The sequence below is a fragment of the Rhodococcus sp. JS3073 genome, from assembly GCF_026810085.1.
GTDB lineage: Bacteria > Actinomycetota > Actinomycetes > Mycobacteriales > Mycobacteriaceae > Rhodococcus_F > Rhodococcus_F wratislaviensis.
On sequence record NZ_CP113951.1, the window covers coordinates 2,014,428 to 2,031,382 of the forward strand.

General features: G+C 67.7%; 14 protein-coding genes and 1 pseudogene. 5 read left to right on the plus strand and 10 right to left on the minus strand.

Features of this window, described 5'->3' with window-relative positions:
• Positions 1–25: 25 nt before the first annotated feature.
• From OYT95_RS09360 to OYT95_RS09370, 3 genes and pseudogenes are all read right to left on the minus strand, one after another.
• Positions 26–1,975, minus strand: a complete 1,950-nt coding sequence (locus tag OYT95_RS09360) for a S9 family peptidase (protein ID WP_268791251.1) — start codon at positions 1,973–1,975, stop codon at positions 26–28.
• 113 nt (positions 1,976–2,088) lie between these two features.
• Positions 2,089–3,327: an RNA-guided endonuclease InsQ/TnpB family protein gene (locus OYT95_RS09365; protein WP_268791252.1), complete on the minus strand. Its 1,239-nt coding sequence runs from the start codon at positions 3,325–3,327 to the stop codon at positions 2,089–2,091.
• A gap of 368 nt (positions 3,328–3,695) precedes the next feature.
• Positions 3,696–4,280, minus strand: a pseudogene (locus tag OYT95_RS09370) (carotenoid oxygenase family protein); the annotation flags it as partial.
• Positions 4,281–4,430: 150 nt separating this feature from the next.
• Between OYT95_RS09370 and OYT95_RS09375 the strand changes: the two are divergent.
• The 3 genes from OYT95_RS09375 to OYT95_RS09385 are packed head-to-tail and all read left to right on the plus strand — an operon-like array spanning position 4,431 to position 6,906.
• Entirely contained in the window at positions 4,431–5,693 is a 1,263-nt protein-coding gene (locus OYT95_RS09375) for a pyridoxal phosphate-dependent aminotransferase (RefSeq protein ID WP_005238257.1), read from the plus strand.
• Between the two features lie 56 nt (positions 5,694–5,749).
• Complete coding sequence (locus OYT95_RS09380; protein WP_268791253.1) at positions 5,750–6,469, plus strand: helix-turn-helix domain-containing protein; 720 nt, start codon at positions 5,750–5,752, stop codon at positions 6,467–6,469.
• Entirely contained in the window at positions 6,466–6,906 is a 441-nt protein-coding gene (locus tag OYT95_RS09385) for a hypothetical protein (RefSeq protein WP_268791254.1), read from the plus strand. Before OYT95_RS09380 ends, OYT95_RS09385 begins: the two co-directional genes overlap by 4 nt.
• On the opposite strand, the gene OYT95_RS09390 is transcribed toward OYT95_RS09385, so the two are convergent.
• Both OYT95_RS09390 and OYT95_RS09395 read right to left on the minus strand, forming a co-directional pair.
• Entirely contained in the window at positions 6,897–8,078 is a 1,182-nt protein-coding gene (locus OYT95_RS09390) for an MAB_1171c family putative transporter (protein WP_268791255.1), read from the minus strand. The genes OYT95_RS09385 and OYT95_RS09390 overlap by 10 nt on opposite strands.
• 4 nt (positions 8,079–8,082) lie before the next feature.
• The gene (locus OYT95_RS09395) at positions 8,083–8,544 is read right to left on the minus strand and encodes a hypothetical protein (protein ID WP_268791256.1); all 462 of its coding nucleotides are present in this window, start codon (positions 8,542–8,544) and stop codon (positions 8,083–8,085) included.
• Between the two features lie 560 nt (positions 8,545–9,104).
• Between OYT95_RS09395 and OYT95_RS09400 the strand changes: the two genes are divergently transcribed.
• Entirely contained in the window at positions 9,105–10,400 is a 1,296-nt protein-coding gene (locus tag OYT95_RS09400; RefSeq protein WP_268791257.1) for a YibE/F family protein, read from the plus strand.
• Between the two features lie 11 nt (positions 10,401–10,411).
• Here OYT95_RS09400 and OYT95_RS09405 read toward each other — a convergent pair whose 3' ends face one another.
• The 4 genes from OYT95_RS09405 to OYT95_RS09420 all read right to left on the minus strand — a co-directional run bounded on the left by OYT95_RS09405 (position 10,412) and on the right by OYT95_RS09420 (position 14,635).
• A complete protein-coding gene (locus OYT95_RS09405; protein WP_268791258.1) occupies positions 10,412–10,636 on the minus strand; it encodes a hypothetical protein in 225 nt (74 codons plus the stop codon).
• A 59-nt stretch (positions 10,637–10,695) separates the two neighbouring features.
• Entirely contained in the window at positions 10,696–12,114 is a 1,419-nt protein-coding gene (locus OYT95_RS09410; protein ID WP_268791259.1) for an Hsp70 family protein, read from the minus strand.
• A gap of 115 nt (positions 12,115–12,229) precedes the next feature.
• Positions 12,230–13,195, minus strand: coding sequence for an esterase/lipase family protein (locus OYT95_RS09415; RefSeq protein ID WP_268791260.1), 966 nt, complete (start codon positions 13,193–13,195; stop codon positions 12,230–12,232).
• A gap of 117 nt (positions 13,196–13,312) precedes the next feature.
• Entirely contained in the window at positions 13,313–14,635 is a 1,323-nt protein-coding gene (locus tag OYT95_RS09420; protein WP_268791261.1) for a UDP-glucose dehydrogenase family protein, read from the minus strand.
• Between the two features lie 105 nt (positions 14,636–14,740).
• On the opposite strand from OYT95_RS09420, the gene OYT95_RS09425 reads away from it, so the two are divergent.
• A complete protein-coding gene (locus OYT95_RS09425; RefSeq protein WP_011597644.1) occupies positions 14,741–15,259 on the plus strand; it encodes an arsenate reductase/protein-tyrosine-phosphatase family protein in 519 nt (172 codons plus the stop codon).
• Here the strand turns inward: OYT95_RS09425 and OYT95_RS09430 are convergent.
• Positions 15,224–16,924: a polysaccharide biosynthesis tyrosine autokinase gene (locus OYT95_RS09430; protein ID WP_268792221.1), complete on the minus strand. Its 1,701-nt coding sequence runs from the start codon at positions 16,922–16,924 to the stop codon at positions 15,224–15,226. The genes OYT95_RS09425 and OYT95_RS09430 overlap by 36 nt on opposite strands.
• Positions 16,925–16,955 lie beyond the last annotated feature (31 nt).

Here is a 16,955-nt window from a genome sequence, read left to right on the forward strand (position 1 = left end):
CACCGTTTGGATTCCGGGTGGACGGTCAGCCGTTGGGCGGTCGCCAGAGTTCGAGTCGCGGAATGTCCGGTGGCTCGAATCCCAGTACCTGGCCGTAGAAGGACAGTTCGGCGTTACGCGAGCTGATCAGGGTGGCCAGCTTCCGGAATCCGTGCGACTCCCCCTCGTACTCGAGGTAGGCGTGCGGGATGCCCTTCTCCACGAGCGCATCCCGGAACCGTTCCGCCTGCGACGGCGGCACGATCGGATCGTCGAGTCCCTGCAGGAGCAGAACCGGGCAGTTCAGTCCGGCAACGTTGTTCAGTGGTGCACGTTCGGCGTAGAGGTCGGCCGCCTCGGGCAGCGGGCCGATCAGCCCGTCGATGTACCGGGACTCGAAATCGTGTGTCTCCTTCACGAACCCGTCGAGTTCGGCCACCCCGAAGTAGGACGCACCGCACGCGAACACGTCCGAGGTGGTCAGCGCCGCGAGCACGGTCCACCCGCCGGCGGATCCGCCCTCGATCGCGAGCCGGCCGGGGTCCGCCATGCCCGCCTCGGCGAGGCCGGTCACCGCCGTGACCACGTCCTCCACGTCGACGACCCCCCACTGTCCCCGCAACCGGTTGCGGTACTCGCGACCGTATCCCGTGGAACCGCCGTAGTTCACGTCGACGACGCCGATACCGCGGCTGGTGAAGAACGCGAAGACCGGATTCAGCGAAGGCGCGACCCGCGACGTCGGTCCGCCGTGCACGAACGCCACATACGGCGGCAACTCCCCGTCCTCGCCCCGGTACCGCGGGTGACGCGGCGGGTAGGCGATCACGTGGACTTCGCGTTCGGCGCCCTGGAACGTCAGCTGCCGGGCCTCGGGGAGATATGCCGCCTCGGGAAGTTCGGTGACCGACAGCCGGACGGTGCGGAGTGCACCGGTGTCGAGGTCGAGTTCGCGCAGGCCCGACGGGGTCTGGGCGCCGCCGGTGAGCAGCAGGATCCGGTTGCCGTTGCGGTCCCCGAGGCCGACGCTGGTGAGCCCGTCCAGCGGGATGTCCATGAGCGAACCGGTCGCGGGATCGAGGACGGCGAGGGTGTCGGTGCCGAATGTCCGCACGGTCAGGAGTGTGCCGTCGTCGCGGCGGGTGTGCCAGCGGCCGCCGAGCATCCACAGCGCGCCGCCGAAGTCGGCGTCCATCGGGCACAACGCGACCGGGTCGGGATCGTCGATGCCGACGCGGTAGAGATTCCACCAGCCGCTGCGGTCGCTGATCGTGTACAGGTCGGTGGGCCCGACCCATTCCGGTTGCAGCACCGATTCCTCGGGACCGCCGAGAAGTGTCCGCACCTTCCCGGTCACGCGGCCGCCCTCGACCGCCACGACCCTGAGCTCGGTGCCGTCCCACGGCATCTGCGGGTGGTCCCACGCGATCCAGGCGAGGTGCCTGCGGTCCGGGGACAGCCGCGGATTGGCCAGGAAGTCGGAGCCGGCGACGACGGACCGCACCCGGTGTGGATCGTTCGCCGCCGACCCGTCCAGGGGAATCACGCAGATGTCGCGGGAGACGCGGCCGTCCGTGTCGTGCCTCTCGCGGACGGCCCACACCTCGCCGTCGACCACCGACAGGTCGCCGTACCGCAGCGAGCAGGGCTGCGGCGGCTCCGGTGTCAGCGGCACCGGTGTCCCGCCTTCGAGCAGGTACAGACGCTGATCGCTGAACTCGGCGAACACCAGGCGGCCGGCGTCGGTGACGGTCCAGGCGCCGCCGCCGTACTCGTGAACGCGGGTGCGGGCGTTCCACGGCGCGGGCAGAACGTCTTCCGGTTCGTCGTCCAGACCGAGGCGCCGCACCGCGACCCGGCCACCTTCGCTGGGTCGCAGTTCCGACCACCACACGTCGTCGCCCACGTACCGGCCGCCCTCGACGGGGTGGCCGCTGGAGGCGAGATCCGCCGCCGCGATCGGAGAGGGCCAGGAACCGTAAGGCGCAGAGGTCATCCGCCGAGGATATTCCGCCGTCCGCTACTCCGCAGGCAGCCACGCGCCGTGAAGGCCCGCCGGAACCCGAATCGGTACCACGTCAAATACGGGGCCTCAAGCATGTAGATCAACTACTCGGCCCTGAAGGGGCCGGGTTTGCTGCTCACGTTCCCACTGGCTGCGGGAGGGGTGGCTGCTATGGGCGCGGTTGATTGGGCGGCCCTGTACGTGCGATGTCCGAGTGCGGCGATGTTGCGGGCCGCGTTGTGGTCGGCGTGACCGGCCCACTGGCAGTGTCGGCATCGGAATGTTGCTTGGGAGACCCGGTTCGCCTTGTCGCAGTACCCGCAGTGTGAGCAGGTCCGCGAGGTGTTCCGGGGGTCGACGACGGCGACGGGCACCCCAGCCATCTCGGCCTTGTAGGTGATCTGCGCTCGTAGCTGAGCGTATCCCCAGGAGTGGAGTTGGGTCCGTTGCCTCCGGGCTAGCCGTACCCGGTCGCGGATACCCGACAGGTCTTCCACCGCGATCCCACGACCGGTGCGTTGTGCCTTGGCAACAATGGTTTTCGACAGTTGATGGTTGATATCGGTGGCGAACCGCTGTTCCTTTCGTCGCCGTGCCTTCAATTTACGTTTCGCCGATTTCGTGCCGACCCGTTGCAACGTCGCGCGCAGTGTGGCGTACTTCTTCCTACGCGCGGTCACCGCCCCTGCGGACCACCGCACGTCGAGGGTGGCCGGATCGTCGTCGGTGGTGACGGCGAGGTTCACTATCCCCAGATCCACTCCCAGCCAGCCTTCGGCGGTGTCCGGCGGCGGGGCCGGTTCCGGTGAGGGCTCGTCGACGGTGGCGTGCAGGTAGAAGTGCCCGTCGCGGTAGACGAGGTCGGATTCACCCTTGCGGGAAGCGAGAAGCTTGTGTTGCCACGGCGCGCACACGAACCGCACACCCCGCATCCGGCCCGCGGTGGTCCAGATCGACACGGTCGACAAATCCAGTTGCCACGACAGGCACCTGTCGTCGAACGGTTGGGCAGCACGTGGCCGGAATTCGACCGCGGTACCGGCCACCGCCGTATACCGTTTCGACCCCGGTCGACCGTAGTTTCCGTTGGTCAGGTTCGCCTGTCTGGTGGTGTACGCGTCGGCAACTTTCCGCAGAACATGCAACGCCGGCTGCGCGGAGAGGCCCCGCGTCTTCACCATCGGATACAGCGCGACCTGCAACGACCGCCGCGATCGTAGTCGCATCGACTGAGCCCACCCGGAAACCTCGTTGGCAACCTCATTGCACGACACCAATGTCGACTCCAGCGCCGCAAACTGATCAGCAGTGGGTTCGAGTTTGACCACGACAATCCGTTTCACCTCGCACCCACCGCCTCCCCTAGTCGACTAGCCTCACCGACCCGATGTGTGAATAGATCATGACAGAGGGGTCCGACAAGTCCCGGGGGCAACACTCACCAAATTCGACGGCGACACCGTCACGCGCGCTGCGGCAGGAGTCCCGAACACATACACAAATGTCTGGGGGCAACCACTTCTAGTCGCCCTCTCACTGCCGGCGCGTCCGCAGGCGAACGCCGCTGTCAATCACCGCCGCGTACATCGGCAACCAGAAACGAACCCGACCCGCCAACCACACCAACATCCACCCGAAACGACAGATCAGCTTCTCCCCAGCCCGGAACGGCGAAGATTCCGCTGGTAGCTCAGTTGACGCTGATAGCTCAGTTGAACAGCACCATCTGTCCGGTGACCGGGTCGATCTTGGGGTGCGCGGTGCTCCCCACACCCATGGCGCCGTCACAGTTCTCCCGTCCCAGCGTGCTCAGGTCGGCGGGGTCGAGGCGGAACGGCAGCGTGGTCTCGGCCATCGCGAGCAGCCGTCCGCCGTGCCGGACGATGTTGATGTCGGGCAACTCGCGTGACGTGCCCGCCAGTTCGGGCCCCACCTCGTCCTCGGTCGGCGTGTAGGCGTCGGTGACGCCGGGCCAGATGACGTGCCCGGCCTTCTCCTCCGCCTGCACCATCGGGGTTCGGACGAAGCGGTTGGTGTACCGGGCGGCACCGTCGGCGACTTCGATTCGGTGGACCATGCCGTCGCCGTCGAGCGGGTAGACGTACGTGCCGATCGGGTCGAACCGCGGGTTGGGACCGTTGCGCAGATAGGCGCCGTGAAGATCGGCGGGTAGTTCGCCGATCACCTCGAGATCCCGGACGTCCACCTCCTCCCGTTGCGGCGCGAACACCCCGACGAGATGGCTGTGGTGCGCGATGTCGACGGGTCCGGGGCGACGGGATACCGGTGCTGACATGAGCGTCATTCCCTCCGGGCGCGGTGAATGCGAGACGGATCCGACCCCCTATCGAGGGTACGACGGGCACCTGCGCGGGCGGGGTGTTTCGACGACGCGACGGCGGTCTGATACCCACCAGTAGAAATCGGGTTGCCCGGGAGTGGGAGAATGACGCTCGTGAGCAACCCAGACCACGGCCATCACCGCATGCCGCACCGCAAGCTGGAGCAGTCCACCAAGCTTCAGAACGTGCTCTACGAGATTCGTGGACCGGTACATGCCCACGCCGCCCGGCTGGAGGCGGAAGGCCACCGGATCCTCAAGCTCAACATCGGCAACCCCGCACCGTTCGGTTTCGACGCGCCGGACGTGATCATGCGCGACATGATCGCCGCGCTCCCGTACGCGCAGGGGTATTCCGAGTCCAAGGGCATCCTGTCGGCACGTCGCGCGATCGTCACCCGCTACGAGCTGGTCGCCGGATTCCCCGAGCTCGACGTCGACGACATCTACCTGGGTAACGGTGTGTCCGAGCTCATCACGATGACGATGCAGGCGCTCCTCGACAACGGCGACGAGGTGCTGATCCCGGCACCGGACTACCCGCTGTGGACGGCCATGACGAGCCTAGCCGGCGGCACCCCGGTGCACTACCTGTGCGACGAGGGCAACGACTGGAACCCCGACATCGCGGACATCGAGTCGAAGATCACCGACAAGACCAAGGCGTTGCTGGTCATCAACCCGAACAATCCGACGGGTGCGGTGTACTCGATGGAGGTGCTGCAGCAGCTCGTCGACCTGGCGCGCAAGCATCAGCTGCTGCTTCTCGCGGACGAAATCTACGACAAGATCCTCTACGACGACGCCAAGCACATCTCACTCGCCACGCTGGCCCCGGACCTGCTGTGCCTGACGTTCAACGGCCTGTCGAAGGCGTACCGCGTCGCCGGCTACCGGTCCGGTTGGGTGGCCATCACGGGCCCGAAGGAACACGCCGCGGGTTTCCTCGAGGGACTCGACCTGCTCGCGTCGACGCGTCTGTGCCCGAACGTGCCCGGTCAGCACGCCATCCAGGTGGCGCTCGGTGGGCACCAGAGCATCGAAGACCTGATCCTGCCGGGTGGGCGACTGCTCGAGCAGCGCGATGTGGCCTGGGAACGCCTCAACATGATTCCCGGTGTCTCCTGCGTGAAGCCGAAGGGCGCGCTGTACGCATTCCCGCGCCTCGACCCGAACGTGTACGAGATCTACGACGACGAGAAACTGGTCCAGGACCTTCTACTGCAGGAGAAGATCCTGATGGTGCAGGGCACCGGCTTCAACTGGCCGGACCACGACCATCTCCGCATCGTGACGTTGCCGTGGGCGCGTGATCTCGCTGTCGCCATCGAGCGGTTCGGAAATTTCCTCACCAGCTACAAGCAGTAGGATCGAGACACAGCAAGCGACACGCGCGTCGCTTGCGTGTCTCCTGGGGGAAAAGCATGGTCACCAGCACCCGCGCGCGTTTCGGACAATTCGTCCACCGGCGACGGCGTTTGCTGAACCTCACACAGGACGAGGTCACGGCCGCGGGTGGCCCGTCCGACGCAGCTCAGACGCGTGCCGAGAACGGAACCGGCCCGGATCCGAGCATCGAGACCCTCCGCAAACTGGACGTCGCGCTCCGCTGGGCTCCGGGCAGCGCGGCTCGCACCCTCGACGGCGGTCATCCGACCCCGCTCGAGGCGCTCGACGGGGAGGACCGGTCGCCGACCGCGCGCCCGCTGACGCTCGGGCCGTCGGAGATTCCGCTGGATCTGGACACGATCATCGAGATCCTGGGGCCGCATACCCAGATCACCAAGCTGAGCGCGGCGCATCCCGACGTTCCGGGGCTGGCCGAGGCAGCGGGGGAACTGAGCCGGGTTGTCTCGAAGATCACCGGCGCGTACGTGACGCGGTTGCTGGAAGTCAACGGAGGACCCGCCGGGCCGCGCCAGCCGCTGGTCGAATTCGCATTCGGCCACCTGCTGGAGGAACCGTCCACGGTCACCGACCCGCGTGAACTGGAGGAAGCACGGTATCGCCGCTTCCTCTACGGCCGGGGAGACGGCCTCGACGCCGCCACCCGGGAACGCTTCTGGCGGCGATGGGAGGACGCGGTGAAACTCGTGGCTACCGAGGATCCCGAACGCAGCGGAGACGCGGAGGTGAACGCATGAACGGCGTGCCACTGTCGGTGCGGGTCAACCGCCTCTTCTCGCTGGCCCACGACCTCGACGGTCCCGAACCGGGCGAAGACACCGTCGCCGCAGGTGTGTCGCGGATACTCGGCCGGCCCGTCGAGCCGTCCGAGATCGAGTCCCTGCGCAGCAACGATCACCACGCGCCCGAGCCCGACGTCCTGCGGGCGGTCGCGCAGCACTTCCACGCCCCCGAGCAGTACCTCGCCGCCGACGGCTACCACGACTACGACACGCTGGTCCGTTTCAAGATCGCGGTCCGCGAGGCCGGCGTCCGGCACCTGTCGATGCGATCGCTCGATGCGTCCGCGGAGCCGACCACCGCGGAGATGGAATCGCTGATTCCCCTTCTGGAGAATCTGCGGCGGAGTCGCGGACCGCTGCCGGTCGCGACGCCGGACCGCCGTCAGACCTGAGCGGGGACGCGCGCCGACGGGTCGGCGGGGCCGCCGAACTGAGGGAGGCGACGCGCCCACAGTTCGGCCGCCACGTGCTCGGCGTCCCGCCAGTGATCGGCCAGCCGGGCCAACTCCCACGGTTCGCCGCCGACGTCGGTCGTGAACAGGTGGGCCGTCCCGCCCGTGCCGTGCGCCCGGTGACCGGCCCTGCGGGCCAGGCACGCGAGGTGCAGCCGCGTCGCCGTGACCACGGGTGGTGCGGCGCCGGTATGCCCGCCGAGTTCGAACACCACGTGCCGGTCGAGGATCATGATCGCGTCGCGAATCTCGACGCTCATGCGGTCCAGGCGGCTACGGGCCGACAGTGCCCGGCGATCCGCCGGTCGCAGTTCCAGGACCACTTCGGGCACAGCGGCGGTCAGGGTCCGCCACATCGGTTGCAGACGCAGGGCCACCTGCCGCGACCGCCGCCGGTGACCGAGCACCCGCGCCACCGGTCCGACCGAGATGAGCGCGCCCGCCGACACGACGAGCAGGCGGATGAACGCCCCCGAGTCGCTGTGCGATTCGGTCAGGGCGTTGTCTTCGCTGACCGCGTTGACCACGCCGGTCGTCACGACGACCCCCATGTCGAACACCTCGAACAACGACAGGGCGATGACCGCGAGAAACACCCGGCGCTCGCGTCCGGGTGTCGCGGTGCGCACGGCCTTCAGCGAGATCCAGAGGTTGAGCAGGGCGACGGACAGGATCGGAACCGCGTAGGTGATGCAGTACGCCGCGAAGGGCCAGCCACCCTCGTCGGCGATGGCGACGCCGCGCGATCGCGCCGGTGTGCTCAGGCCGATGAGGATCGCTCCCGCGACGGCACACATCGACAGCGAGACGACGTGGATGCGGGGAAGGCGCGCCGGGCCGAGCGCCCACGCGGAGAACAGGCTGATCAGCGACGCCGCGGTGAGGATGATGCAGACGTTGCTGAGGGTGTTCGCGAACCCGTACCCGTACCAGCGGTCGAGCCAGGTCTGTGCCAGTGATCGCTGCAGGACCAGGGAGAGGGACGCAAAGACGAGGGCGGCGTTCATCCGGCGTTCGGCGACCGTCGACCGGACGAGAACCAGGCGCAGGAGAGTCGTTCCCCAGACGACGGCGAGGAGCGGCCAGCTCACATAGGTGGGCGGTTCGTACACGGCGTCAGAACGTTCCGAGCATCCGCGACACCCGTGCGTCACCGACGGTGTCGTCGCTCGTCCCCGCTCGACGACCCGCCATGATCAGGGTGGCGAGAAGCTCCGCCTCGTATTCCTGGTCGTTCGAATAGTTGGACCGGCCGAGCATGTGGACCACGCGCGCGGTGTCGACCGTCGGCGCTGCCGCCGACAACACCGTCGAGTCGACGGAGGTGTCCCCGATCGTGTCGCGGTCGTGGCCGAGCTCCATGTGCGCCAGTTCGTGGCAGATGATGTGGGTGGCGTGCACGTCCGATGTCCCCGCTGCGTACAGGATCAGGTCGTCCTCGGCCCGTGCGAGCCAGAGGCCGGAATGACCGCCCTGGACCAGGGCGTGCGAGACGGGGACCAGGTGAATCGGGCGCCCACGACGGGCCGCGACGCCGGCGACGAGCTGATCCCTGTTCCAGGGCACGGGAATACCCATCTCCGCCACGATCCGGCGAAGATGGTTGCTGGATCGCGACTGCCGCGAGATTCGCACTGGAACACCTCCGAACGGCCATAATCCTAGGCCGTCGGGGTACGAGGTCACGACATGTGGGCGATTTCACCTGCCCGGTTGACGAATACCCCTACCGTGTCGGTAGATTGGCAACCGGCACCTCGAGTGCCTCGAGCACCTGTCGCCCCTCCCCCCCCTGTGGGCGCCAGGTTGGTGGCGGGGTCAACCCCCCCTGTACCCCGCCACCCAGCTCGGCAAATCTCTCCACGCAGCGGCTCTGCGTCCGCGGAACACACCCCTCGTTCGGAGTTCCGGACCACCCTGCGTGGAGTTCGGCGTTCGCTGCAGATTAGCTGCTGCGTGCCATGCTTCGATATCTAATCACACCGGCGACATATAAGCGACACGAGAGCAATACGAGCCGGACAGCGTGGCAACACTGGCATCGCACGCCACTTCCGTCACAGCGTCTCCGGTCACCGTCCGACTACCCTGTCGTGCGTGCCGAGACAATCCCCCCAGCAGCCGACGCGATGCGGCCGATGAGCGAATTCCACGGACACGGACATGGCCACGGCCACAGCGACGGACCGGCCCCGATGGGGCCCGTGGCCGCCAAGGTGGTCGTCGGACTCCTCGTCGCCATCGGCGTCGCGGTGCTCATCGGCGTTATCGCGTTGTGGCCCGGCAAGCCAGGCGTCGACGTCGAACAGCCCTTCCAGAGCGCCCAGGGCGGTGCGGTCGTCACGGAGTCGGGCACGGTCACGATGCAGAACATCGGCGACTGCGGAAGTCCGTCGGCCGGACGCGTCTTCACCGGCACCCCGTTGCCGCCGCCCGCGGGCGCGTACGAGTGCCAGCGCAGCATCGTCGACATCGAGTCCGGTCCCAATACCGGCACCCAGACGCTCCTCGAAATCATTCCCGGCCCCGGGCAGCCCGACCTCCGGGTGGGCGAGAACATCCGGCTGTCCCGTCAGACGGACGTGAACGGCACCACGGAGTATTCGTTCGAGGACTATGCCCGCGGCCTGCCCGTCACCCTCATTGCCCTCGCGTTCGCCGTCGTCGTGATCGCGGTCGCGCGGTGGCGCGGATTCCGGGCACTCGTCGGCATCGTCGTCTCGTTCGGCGTGCTCGTCCTGTTCACGCTCCCGGCCCTGCTGGACGGACAACCCGCGATCCCGGTGGCCCTCGTCTCCGGCGCCGTGATCCTGTATGCCGTGCTGTATCTCGCGCACGGTGTCTCCCTGCGAACGAGTTCCGCGTTGCTGGGCACTCTCGCGTCGATGCTGGTGGCGGCGATCCTCTCCTACGCCACCATCGAGATGACTCGTCTCACTGGGCTTTCCGAGGAGCAGAACACCAACGTCCAGACGTACATACAGCACGTCAGCATCACCGGACTCCTGCTGGCCGGCTTCATCATCGGCTCGCTGGGTGTGCTCAACGACGTCACCATCACGCAGGCGGCGTCCGCGTTCGAACTGGCGTCGCTGGACCGCGACGCGTCCCGGCGGCAGATCTTCGGTTCGGCGATGCGCGTGGGTCGCGATCACATCGCCAGCACCGTCTACACCCTCGTCCTCGCGTATGCCGGCGGGGCGTTGCCGTTGCTGTTGCTGTTCAGTGTGGCGGGGCGGTCGATCCAGGACGTGCTGCTCAGTGATGCCGTGGCCATCGAGATCGTGCGTTCGGCGGTCGGTGGCATCGCCCTGGCACTGTCGGTTCCGCTGACCACCGCGATCGCGGTGATGTTGGCACGTCCGATCGGCGCGGGTCCCTCCGGCGGGGTGCCCGCGATCAAGCCGTCACGCGGTGGCCGCCATTCCAAGTAGCGCGGCGTCCGCTAGCTGAAGACGCCGAACTCCCGGAGGACGATGAAGATGATGGCGATGATCATCAGCGCGTAGACGGTCAGCATCGTCACTTTGGCCGCGTGCTCGCTGGTGGGCGGGAACATCTTCAGGATCGGCTTGGAGTAGGCGACGAGCCGGCGCGTGTCTGCCGGCGCGGCCGCCGAGGGCCTGGGAACGTTGGGAGTGCTGTGGAACTCCGCCGGATTTGCAGTCACTGCACACATCCTCTCTACGCCGGAACCATTCCCATCGTAGGCCCGGAGAACGGCGGCGACTACGTTCCGGGGAACCTGGGAAGTTCGGGTAGTTGGAGCGGCGGCAACTGGATCTGCGGCAGACCGGGGAACAACGGCGCGGGCGGTGGGGGCGGCGGTGCGGGCGCCGGCTCGGGAATCCGGATCTGCGACGCCGTCTGGATCGGCGCTTCGACGGCCTCGGACGTCGGAGGCGTCGGGGGCGTCGTCGGCGACGGCGTGGCCACCTGGGTCATGACCGGCGACTCGGTGGTGAGTTGCGTGGTCACCGGCTGAGACGAGCCCTCGGTGCGGGCCAGCAGGTTCTTGCCGTACCCGAGCCCGAGACCGATCACCGCGACCACGGCGAGTGCGCTGCCCGCCAGTGCGGCCCCCCGGATCTGGGGCTTGGCCACCTGCTGACTCGGCGGCGGTGCGGCGGCGCTCAGCCAGGACGGAGTACTCGACGGCGCACCGGTGCGTGCGACGGTCGCGCTCGGAGCCTGGTAGGTGGATACGACTGCGTCCGGTGCGGACTGCGGCGTGTATGGCGGCGGGAGGACCCTGGCGACCTCGGCGGGTGGCTGCACCACCTGCTGGGCGAGCAGCGCAGCACCCTGTGCCGCAACGAGTTCGGGGTGATCGGGAACCACGACCGGCAACCCGAGCCACGACTGCAGCACCGACCGGACGAGGGGAATGCGGGCACCGCCGCCGATGAGCACCACGGCGTCGGCGGTTCGTCCCGACCTCGTGACGACGTCGCGGGCGAGGCGTGCCGAGGATTCGACGGTGACACCGATCAGCGCGTCGAAGACGTCGCGGGACAGCAACAGCAGCCCGCCGTCACCGGGCACCGCGACGGCGCCGCCGGTGGACAGCCGCTCCTTCGCCTCACGACAGCGGAGGTCGAGCGCGAGGCCGGCGGCCGCGCCGCCGGGCTCCTCGATCCGCTTGTTCTCCAACTGGTTGTCGCGGATCAGCCGGTCGAAGACGTCTCCGCTCACCGTGTCGGTGCGGACCGTCTCCACCACCTCCCCCGTCGCCCGGTCGACGACGCTCACGGTGAGCCCGGAGCTGCCCAGGTCGTAGAACACGAGCGTCGCATGGTCGCCGAGGGCGCCCGAGACGTCGAGGAACTTCAGTGCCGCCGACGCTTCGGTGACGAGTTGGTAGTTGACGAGTTGCTGCCGGGCCATCGCCGCCTGAACGGCGCCTGCCTGGGCTTCGTCGCGGTAGGCGACCCCGGTGGCTCGGACCTGCCCGGCGTCGGGTGCCCCGGCGAGGACGACGCCGATCGATTCGGCGGCGAGTTCCTCCGGAAGGTCCCGCCCCGCGGCGACGACCTGGGCCCGGAAATCGGGGACGAGCCGGCTCCCGGCGTCGTCACGGTTCACGGAGTCGGGTCGTGCCAAGCGCACCGCGCTCGCACCGACCGACACACCTAGAACCGAACTCATGGGCCGCCTAACTCGACTGTGCACGGGTTCGATCCGGAATCCCCCCACTCCATGGCCCGCAGTCTAGCGAAGCGGTCCGACGGAGCAACCGAGCAACCGTTCGGCGAGAGGCAACTCAGAAGTTGCTCGCGATGATCACTCCCGCGATGCCCGTGCCCAGCGGCACGAACGTGCACGGCGGCACGATCGCGTGTGCAGGATCGAGCGTGTTGAGAACCAATTGCTGCGAGAACGGGTCGTAGGGCAGGTTGAAATGTCCGGTCTGATCGAGCGGGCACAGGTCCTGGACGAGGATGTTGGTGGCACCGGGATCGTGCAGCGCGACGTTGGTGTACGGCTGGATCACCTCGTCGTACCGCGTCCCGATCGTGGTGTATTCGACGCCGGGGACGGTGTCGCCGCCGGCGTTGAGCGCGGTGAGGAACGGCGATCCCTGCACCTGCTCGGCGAGGGCCTCCGAACCGATCCCCACTATCAACTCGTTGCCACCGGGCAGCGTCTGCAGAGCCGTCGCGATCCCGAAGAACGTTCCACCGTAGGACGGTGACGCGAGACCGACCCAGCGGTTCACCTTCGAGGACCCGCCGAGCCTGTTGATGTAGTACCGGGCCACCGTCGCGCCCTGCGAGTGCCCGACCAGGTCGACCTCGTCCGCACCGGTTACGGCCAGGACATCGTCGACGAACACCTCGAGTTCGGCCGCTCCCTCGGTCATCGTCTGCATCCCGAAGTGTTCGGTGCCCGGTTTCCGTCCGTAGTTCAGGGCGAACACGCAGTAGCCGGCGGACTTCAATTTCGGACTCAACCCGGCCCAGTTGGAATAGGCACTGCCGTCGCTCCCGTGTACGAGGATCACCGGGTGCGGGTGCGCGGGACCGGGGCGGCACGAGAAATCGTTGGTCCCGGGCGGCGCCGTATGCGGATGGTGCTTCGCGTACGAGATGGCCGCGCCGGCGTCGGATTGCGCCGGCCCCGGCAGGGTCGGTACTTCCGCCGCCTGAGCCGGGGCGACCCCGAGCGCACAGATACTGACAACGGCAGCGAGGAATGCGAGTCGGGATCCGTGACGTGCCTTCGACATCGCCAGCCCTCCGTTGCGATTGAGGCTGACGCTACCGCCCACGATGTTCCCGGGCGCGGAGATCGTCAACCCGTTATCGCAGGTCGCCGCAAGGTCACAAACCGTTATCCGAGCGCGCTATCCCCTCCCGAGACCTCGATAGACCCACCCTGCGGTGCGCCAGTCCGCGGCGTCGAGACAGTTGCGGCCGTCGACCATCACCCGGGCCCGGACCACATCGTTCAGATCCTCCGGTTTCAGGGCCGCGAACTCCGCCCACTCGGTGAGCAGCAGCACCGCGTCGGCCTTGTCACATGCCTCGACCGCCGACGTCGCATAGTTCAGCGTCGGGAACAGTCTGCGCGAGTTGTCCAGGGCTTTCGGGTCGTAGACGCTGACCACCGCCCCGTGCAACTGCATCATTCCCGCCACGTTGAGTGCCGGCGAGTCGCGAACGTCGTCGGATTCGGGTTTGAAGGCCGCGCCGAGCACGGCGACGTTGGCGCCGAGCAGCGAACCTCCGCACACCTGCGCCGCCAACTCCACCATCCGGGTGCGGCGCCGCATGTTGATGCTGTCGACCTCCCGGAGGAAGTGCAGGGCCTGGTTCGCGCCCAGCTCACCCGCCCGCGCCATGAACGCGCGGATGTCCTTGGGCAGGCAGCCGCCGCCGAAGCCGAGACCGGCGTTGAGGAATCGCCGGCCGATCCGCGCGTCGTATCCCAGGGCGTCGGCAAGCTGGGTGACATCGGCGCCGGTGGCCTCGCACACCTCGGAGATGGCGTTGATGAACGAGATCTTGGTGGCGAGGAACGCGTTGGCCGAGACCTTCACCAGTTCCGCGGTGGCGAGGTCGGTGACCAGGAACGGAATGTCCTCACCGAGCAGGCGGGCATACAGTTCGCGCAACTCGGTCTCCGCGCGTCCGGGGCGTTGCCGGTCCACACCCAGCACCATCCGGTCGGGGTGCAGGGTGTCCTCGACGGCGAAGCCCTCCCGCAGGAATTCCGGATTCCACGCCACCTCCACGGCGTCACCCGCCGGTGCAAGCGCCCGGGCCCGCGCACCCAGGTCCGCCGCCGTCCCGACGGGAACGGTCGACTTGCCGACGATGACGGCGGGACGATCGAGCAGCGGGGCGAGGGTGTCGATCACCGAGTGCACGTGCCGCAGGTCCGCGGCGTACTCCCCCTTCTTCTGCGGGGTCCCGACACCGAGAAAGTGGAGGTCGGCGAACTCGGCGGCCTCGCTGTACGACGTGGTGAAGTGCAGTCGGCCGGCGTCGATGTTCCGGCGTAGAACCTCCCCCAGCCCGGGCTCGTAGAACGGGACCTCCCCGGAGGAGAGTTTCGCCACTTTTCCGGGATCGATGTCGACGCCCAGGACCTCATGGCCCAGTTCCGCCATACAGGCGGCGTGGGTGGCTCCCAGGTATCCGGTTCCAAACACGGTGCAGCGCATGCACCCTTGATAACCAGCGCAGGTGAGCGCGATATTTACCCGACTGATGTTCGAAGCCAACAGTGCGTGTACGAACGGTGCGAGGCGAGACCCTATGCTTCGCCCATGCATGTTCTCTTCGTCTGCACCGGAAACGTCTGTCGCTCCCCAACGGCTGAGCGCCTCGCAGTGGCATACGCCGAGGAGCTCGGGATCACCGATCTGACTGCCGAAAGCGCAGGTACCCGCGCCGCGGTCGGACGCCCGATGGAACCGACGGCCGCGCAAGTCCTCGAGGGTCTCGGCGGTGATCCGAGCGATTTCACCGCGCGGATGCTCACCGCCGATCTGGCGGCGGACGCGGATCTGGTGTTGACGATGACCGAGCGTCAGCGCGAGAAGGTGCTGGCGCTGGCCCCGGAGCAGCTGAAGAAGACGTTCACGCTCCGGGAGGCGGCTCGGCTCGCGGAGGCGGCGGATGCGAAGTCGGTGGCCGACCTGGCTGCGGCACGTCCCAAACACAAGGCCGACGAGACCCCGGAGGACGTTCCGGACCCGATGGGGCAGGACGAGGACACCTTCCTCACCATCGGGTCCGAGATCGCCGATCTACTGGGTGTGGTCGCGCGGAGCGTCCGTCTCTGACCAGGCTTCCTGGTCGTCGCGGTAGCGGCGGGTGCGTCGCGGTGTGGGAGGCACCGGTGCGCCCGCCTGCTGCTCGTTGCCGTAGTGGTCGGGACCGCCGTACCACTGCTGCCCCTGGTCGCCCTGGTAGGCCGGGGCCCCCTGATAGGCGGGCACTTCCTGCGGATCTCCCCCGTTCGGACCGTACTGCTGCGGCGGGTACTCGTCGCGAACGTACGGGGCCGGCTGCGGCTGCTGAGGTGCCTGATGCTGAGGGGGCTGCTGCTGCACGGCAGGCTGCGCGGGGGCGGCCTGCTGCATCTGCGGCAGAGACTTGTCGGTCTCGTAGTAGTACTTGTACTCGTACACGCCCCGTCCGCGGCTCGGCGTCATCGTGATGATCGTTCCGAGGATGGTTGCCCCCACGCTGTGCAGGTTGCCCACGGCCCGCGACAGCTGATCCCGCTTGGTCTCGGCGTGCCGCGCGATAACCAGCGCGCCGTCCGACATCGCGGTCAGCACGGTCGCGTCGGTGACCGGCAGCAGCGGTGACGCGTCGACGATCACGTAGTCGAATCGTCCGCGCAGATCGGCCAGCACCTGGCGGGCCGTCTCCGTTCCGAGGAGCTCACTCGGGTTCGGCGGGATCGGTCCGGACGCCAGGACCGTGAGACCCGAGTACTGCGTCGGCTGGAGCACGGCGTCGAGGTCGGCCTTGCCGGCGAGGACGCTGCTGAGACCGACGGAACCGACGACACCGAGGTACTTCGACACCCTCGGCTTACGGAGGTCGCCCTCGACCAGGCACACGTTCTGGCCGCCCTCCGCCAGCACCAGGGCGATGTTGATGGCGGTGGTGGTTTTGCCCTCGGTGGGCAGCGAACTGGTGACGACGATGACCCGCGGCGGGTTGTCGACCTCGAGGAATTGCAGGTTGGTCCGCAGCTCGCGGTAGGACTCGGCGCTCGACGAGTTGCCTTCGGCGAAGTTGATGGCCTGCTGCGTCTGCCGCTCCTTGTCGAACGGGATGGTGCCGATCAGTGCGGAACCGGCCAGCTCCTCGACGGTGCGCCGATCCTTGACGGTATTGTCGAGGCGATCACGCAGGACGGCCAGCGCGAGACCGAGCAGCAAGCCCACCGCCGCACCCAGCGCCAGGTTCCGCGTGGTCTTCGGGGAGACCGCCACCGACGGGGTCTGAGCCTGCTGCTCGACGACGACGCGCGCCGCCGGGGCGCCGCCACGCTCGGGCGTCTCCAATTCTCGTGCCATGACGACGAACTCGTCGGACAGGGCGTTGGCGATGTCGCGGGCGCGTTCCGGCGACGGATCCTGCACCTTGACGTCGATCAGCACCGTGTCCGGTGCCGAGCTGGCCTTCACTTGCGATGCGAGTGCGGGCGCCGTCATGTCGAGGCCGAGCTTGTCGATGGTTCGCTGCGCGAGATTCTCACCGGTGAGCAGCTTGGTGTAGGACGTCACTCGCTGCTGCGAGAACAGATTGCCTTGGTATATCTCGTTGACTGATGCCCCGGACGACGTGGACACGAACATGCGGGTCGACGCCTCGTACATCGGCGTGGTGAGCAATGATGCTCCCAGCGCGCCGAGAATTGCAACTACGGTCGTCACGGCGATGATTTTCCATCGTGCTTGCAGTATCCGCAGGTAGTCCTGTATTTCCATTATCGAGTCTCCCATCGACTTCACGCTCGGG

Coding starts and splice junctions, on each gene's coding strand:
- OYT95_RS09360 (WP_268791251.1), bottom strand. CDS start 1,975: ATGACCTCTGCGCCTTACGGTTCCTGGCCCTCTCCGATCGCGGCGGCG.
- OYT95_RS09375 (WP_005238257.1), top strand. CDS start 4,431: ATGACGCTCGTGAGCAACCCAGACCACGGCCATCACCGCATGCCGCAC.
- OYT95_RS09380 (WP_268791253.1), top strand. CDS start 5,750: ATGGTCACCAGCACCCGCGCGCGTTTCGGACAATTCGTCCACCGGCGA.
- OYT95_RS09385 (WP_268791254.1), top strand. CDS start 6,466: ATGAACGGCGTGCCACTGTCGGTGCGGGTCAACCGCCTCTTCTCGCTG.
- OYT95_RS09395 (WP_268791256.1), bottom strand. CDS start 8,544: ATGGGTATTCCCGTGCCCTGGAACAGGGATCAGCTCGTCGCCGGCGTC.
- OYT95_RS09400 (WP_268791257.1), top strand. CDS start 9,105: ATGAGCGAATTCCACGGACACGGACATGGCCACGGCCACAGCGACGGA.
- OYT95_RS09410 (WP_268791259.1), bottom strand. CDS start 12,114: ATGAGTTCGGTTCTAGGTGTGTCGGTCGGTGCGAGCGCGGTGCGCTTG.
- OYT95_RS09415 (WP_268791260.1), bottom strand. CDS start 13,195: ATGTCGAAGGCACGTCACGGATCCCGACTCGCATTCCTCGCTGCCGTT.
- OYT95_RS09420 (WP_268791261.1), bottom strand. CDS start 14,635: ATGCGCTGCACCGTGTTTGGAACCGGATACCTGGGAGCCACCCACGCC.
- OYT95_RS09425 (WP_011597644.1), top strand. CDS start 14,741: ATGCATGTTCTCTTCGTCTGCACCGGAAACGTCTGTCGCTCCCCAACG.
- OYT95_RS09430 (WP_268792221.1), bottom strand. CDS start 16,924: ATGGAAATACAGGACTACCTGCGGATACTGCAAGCACGATGGAAAATC.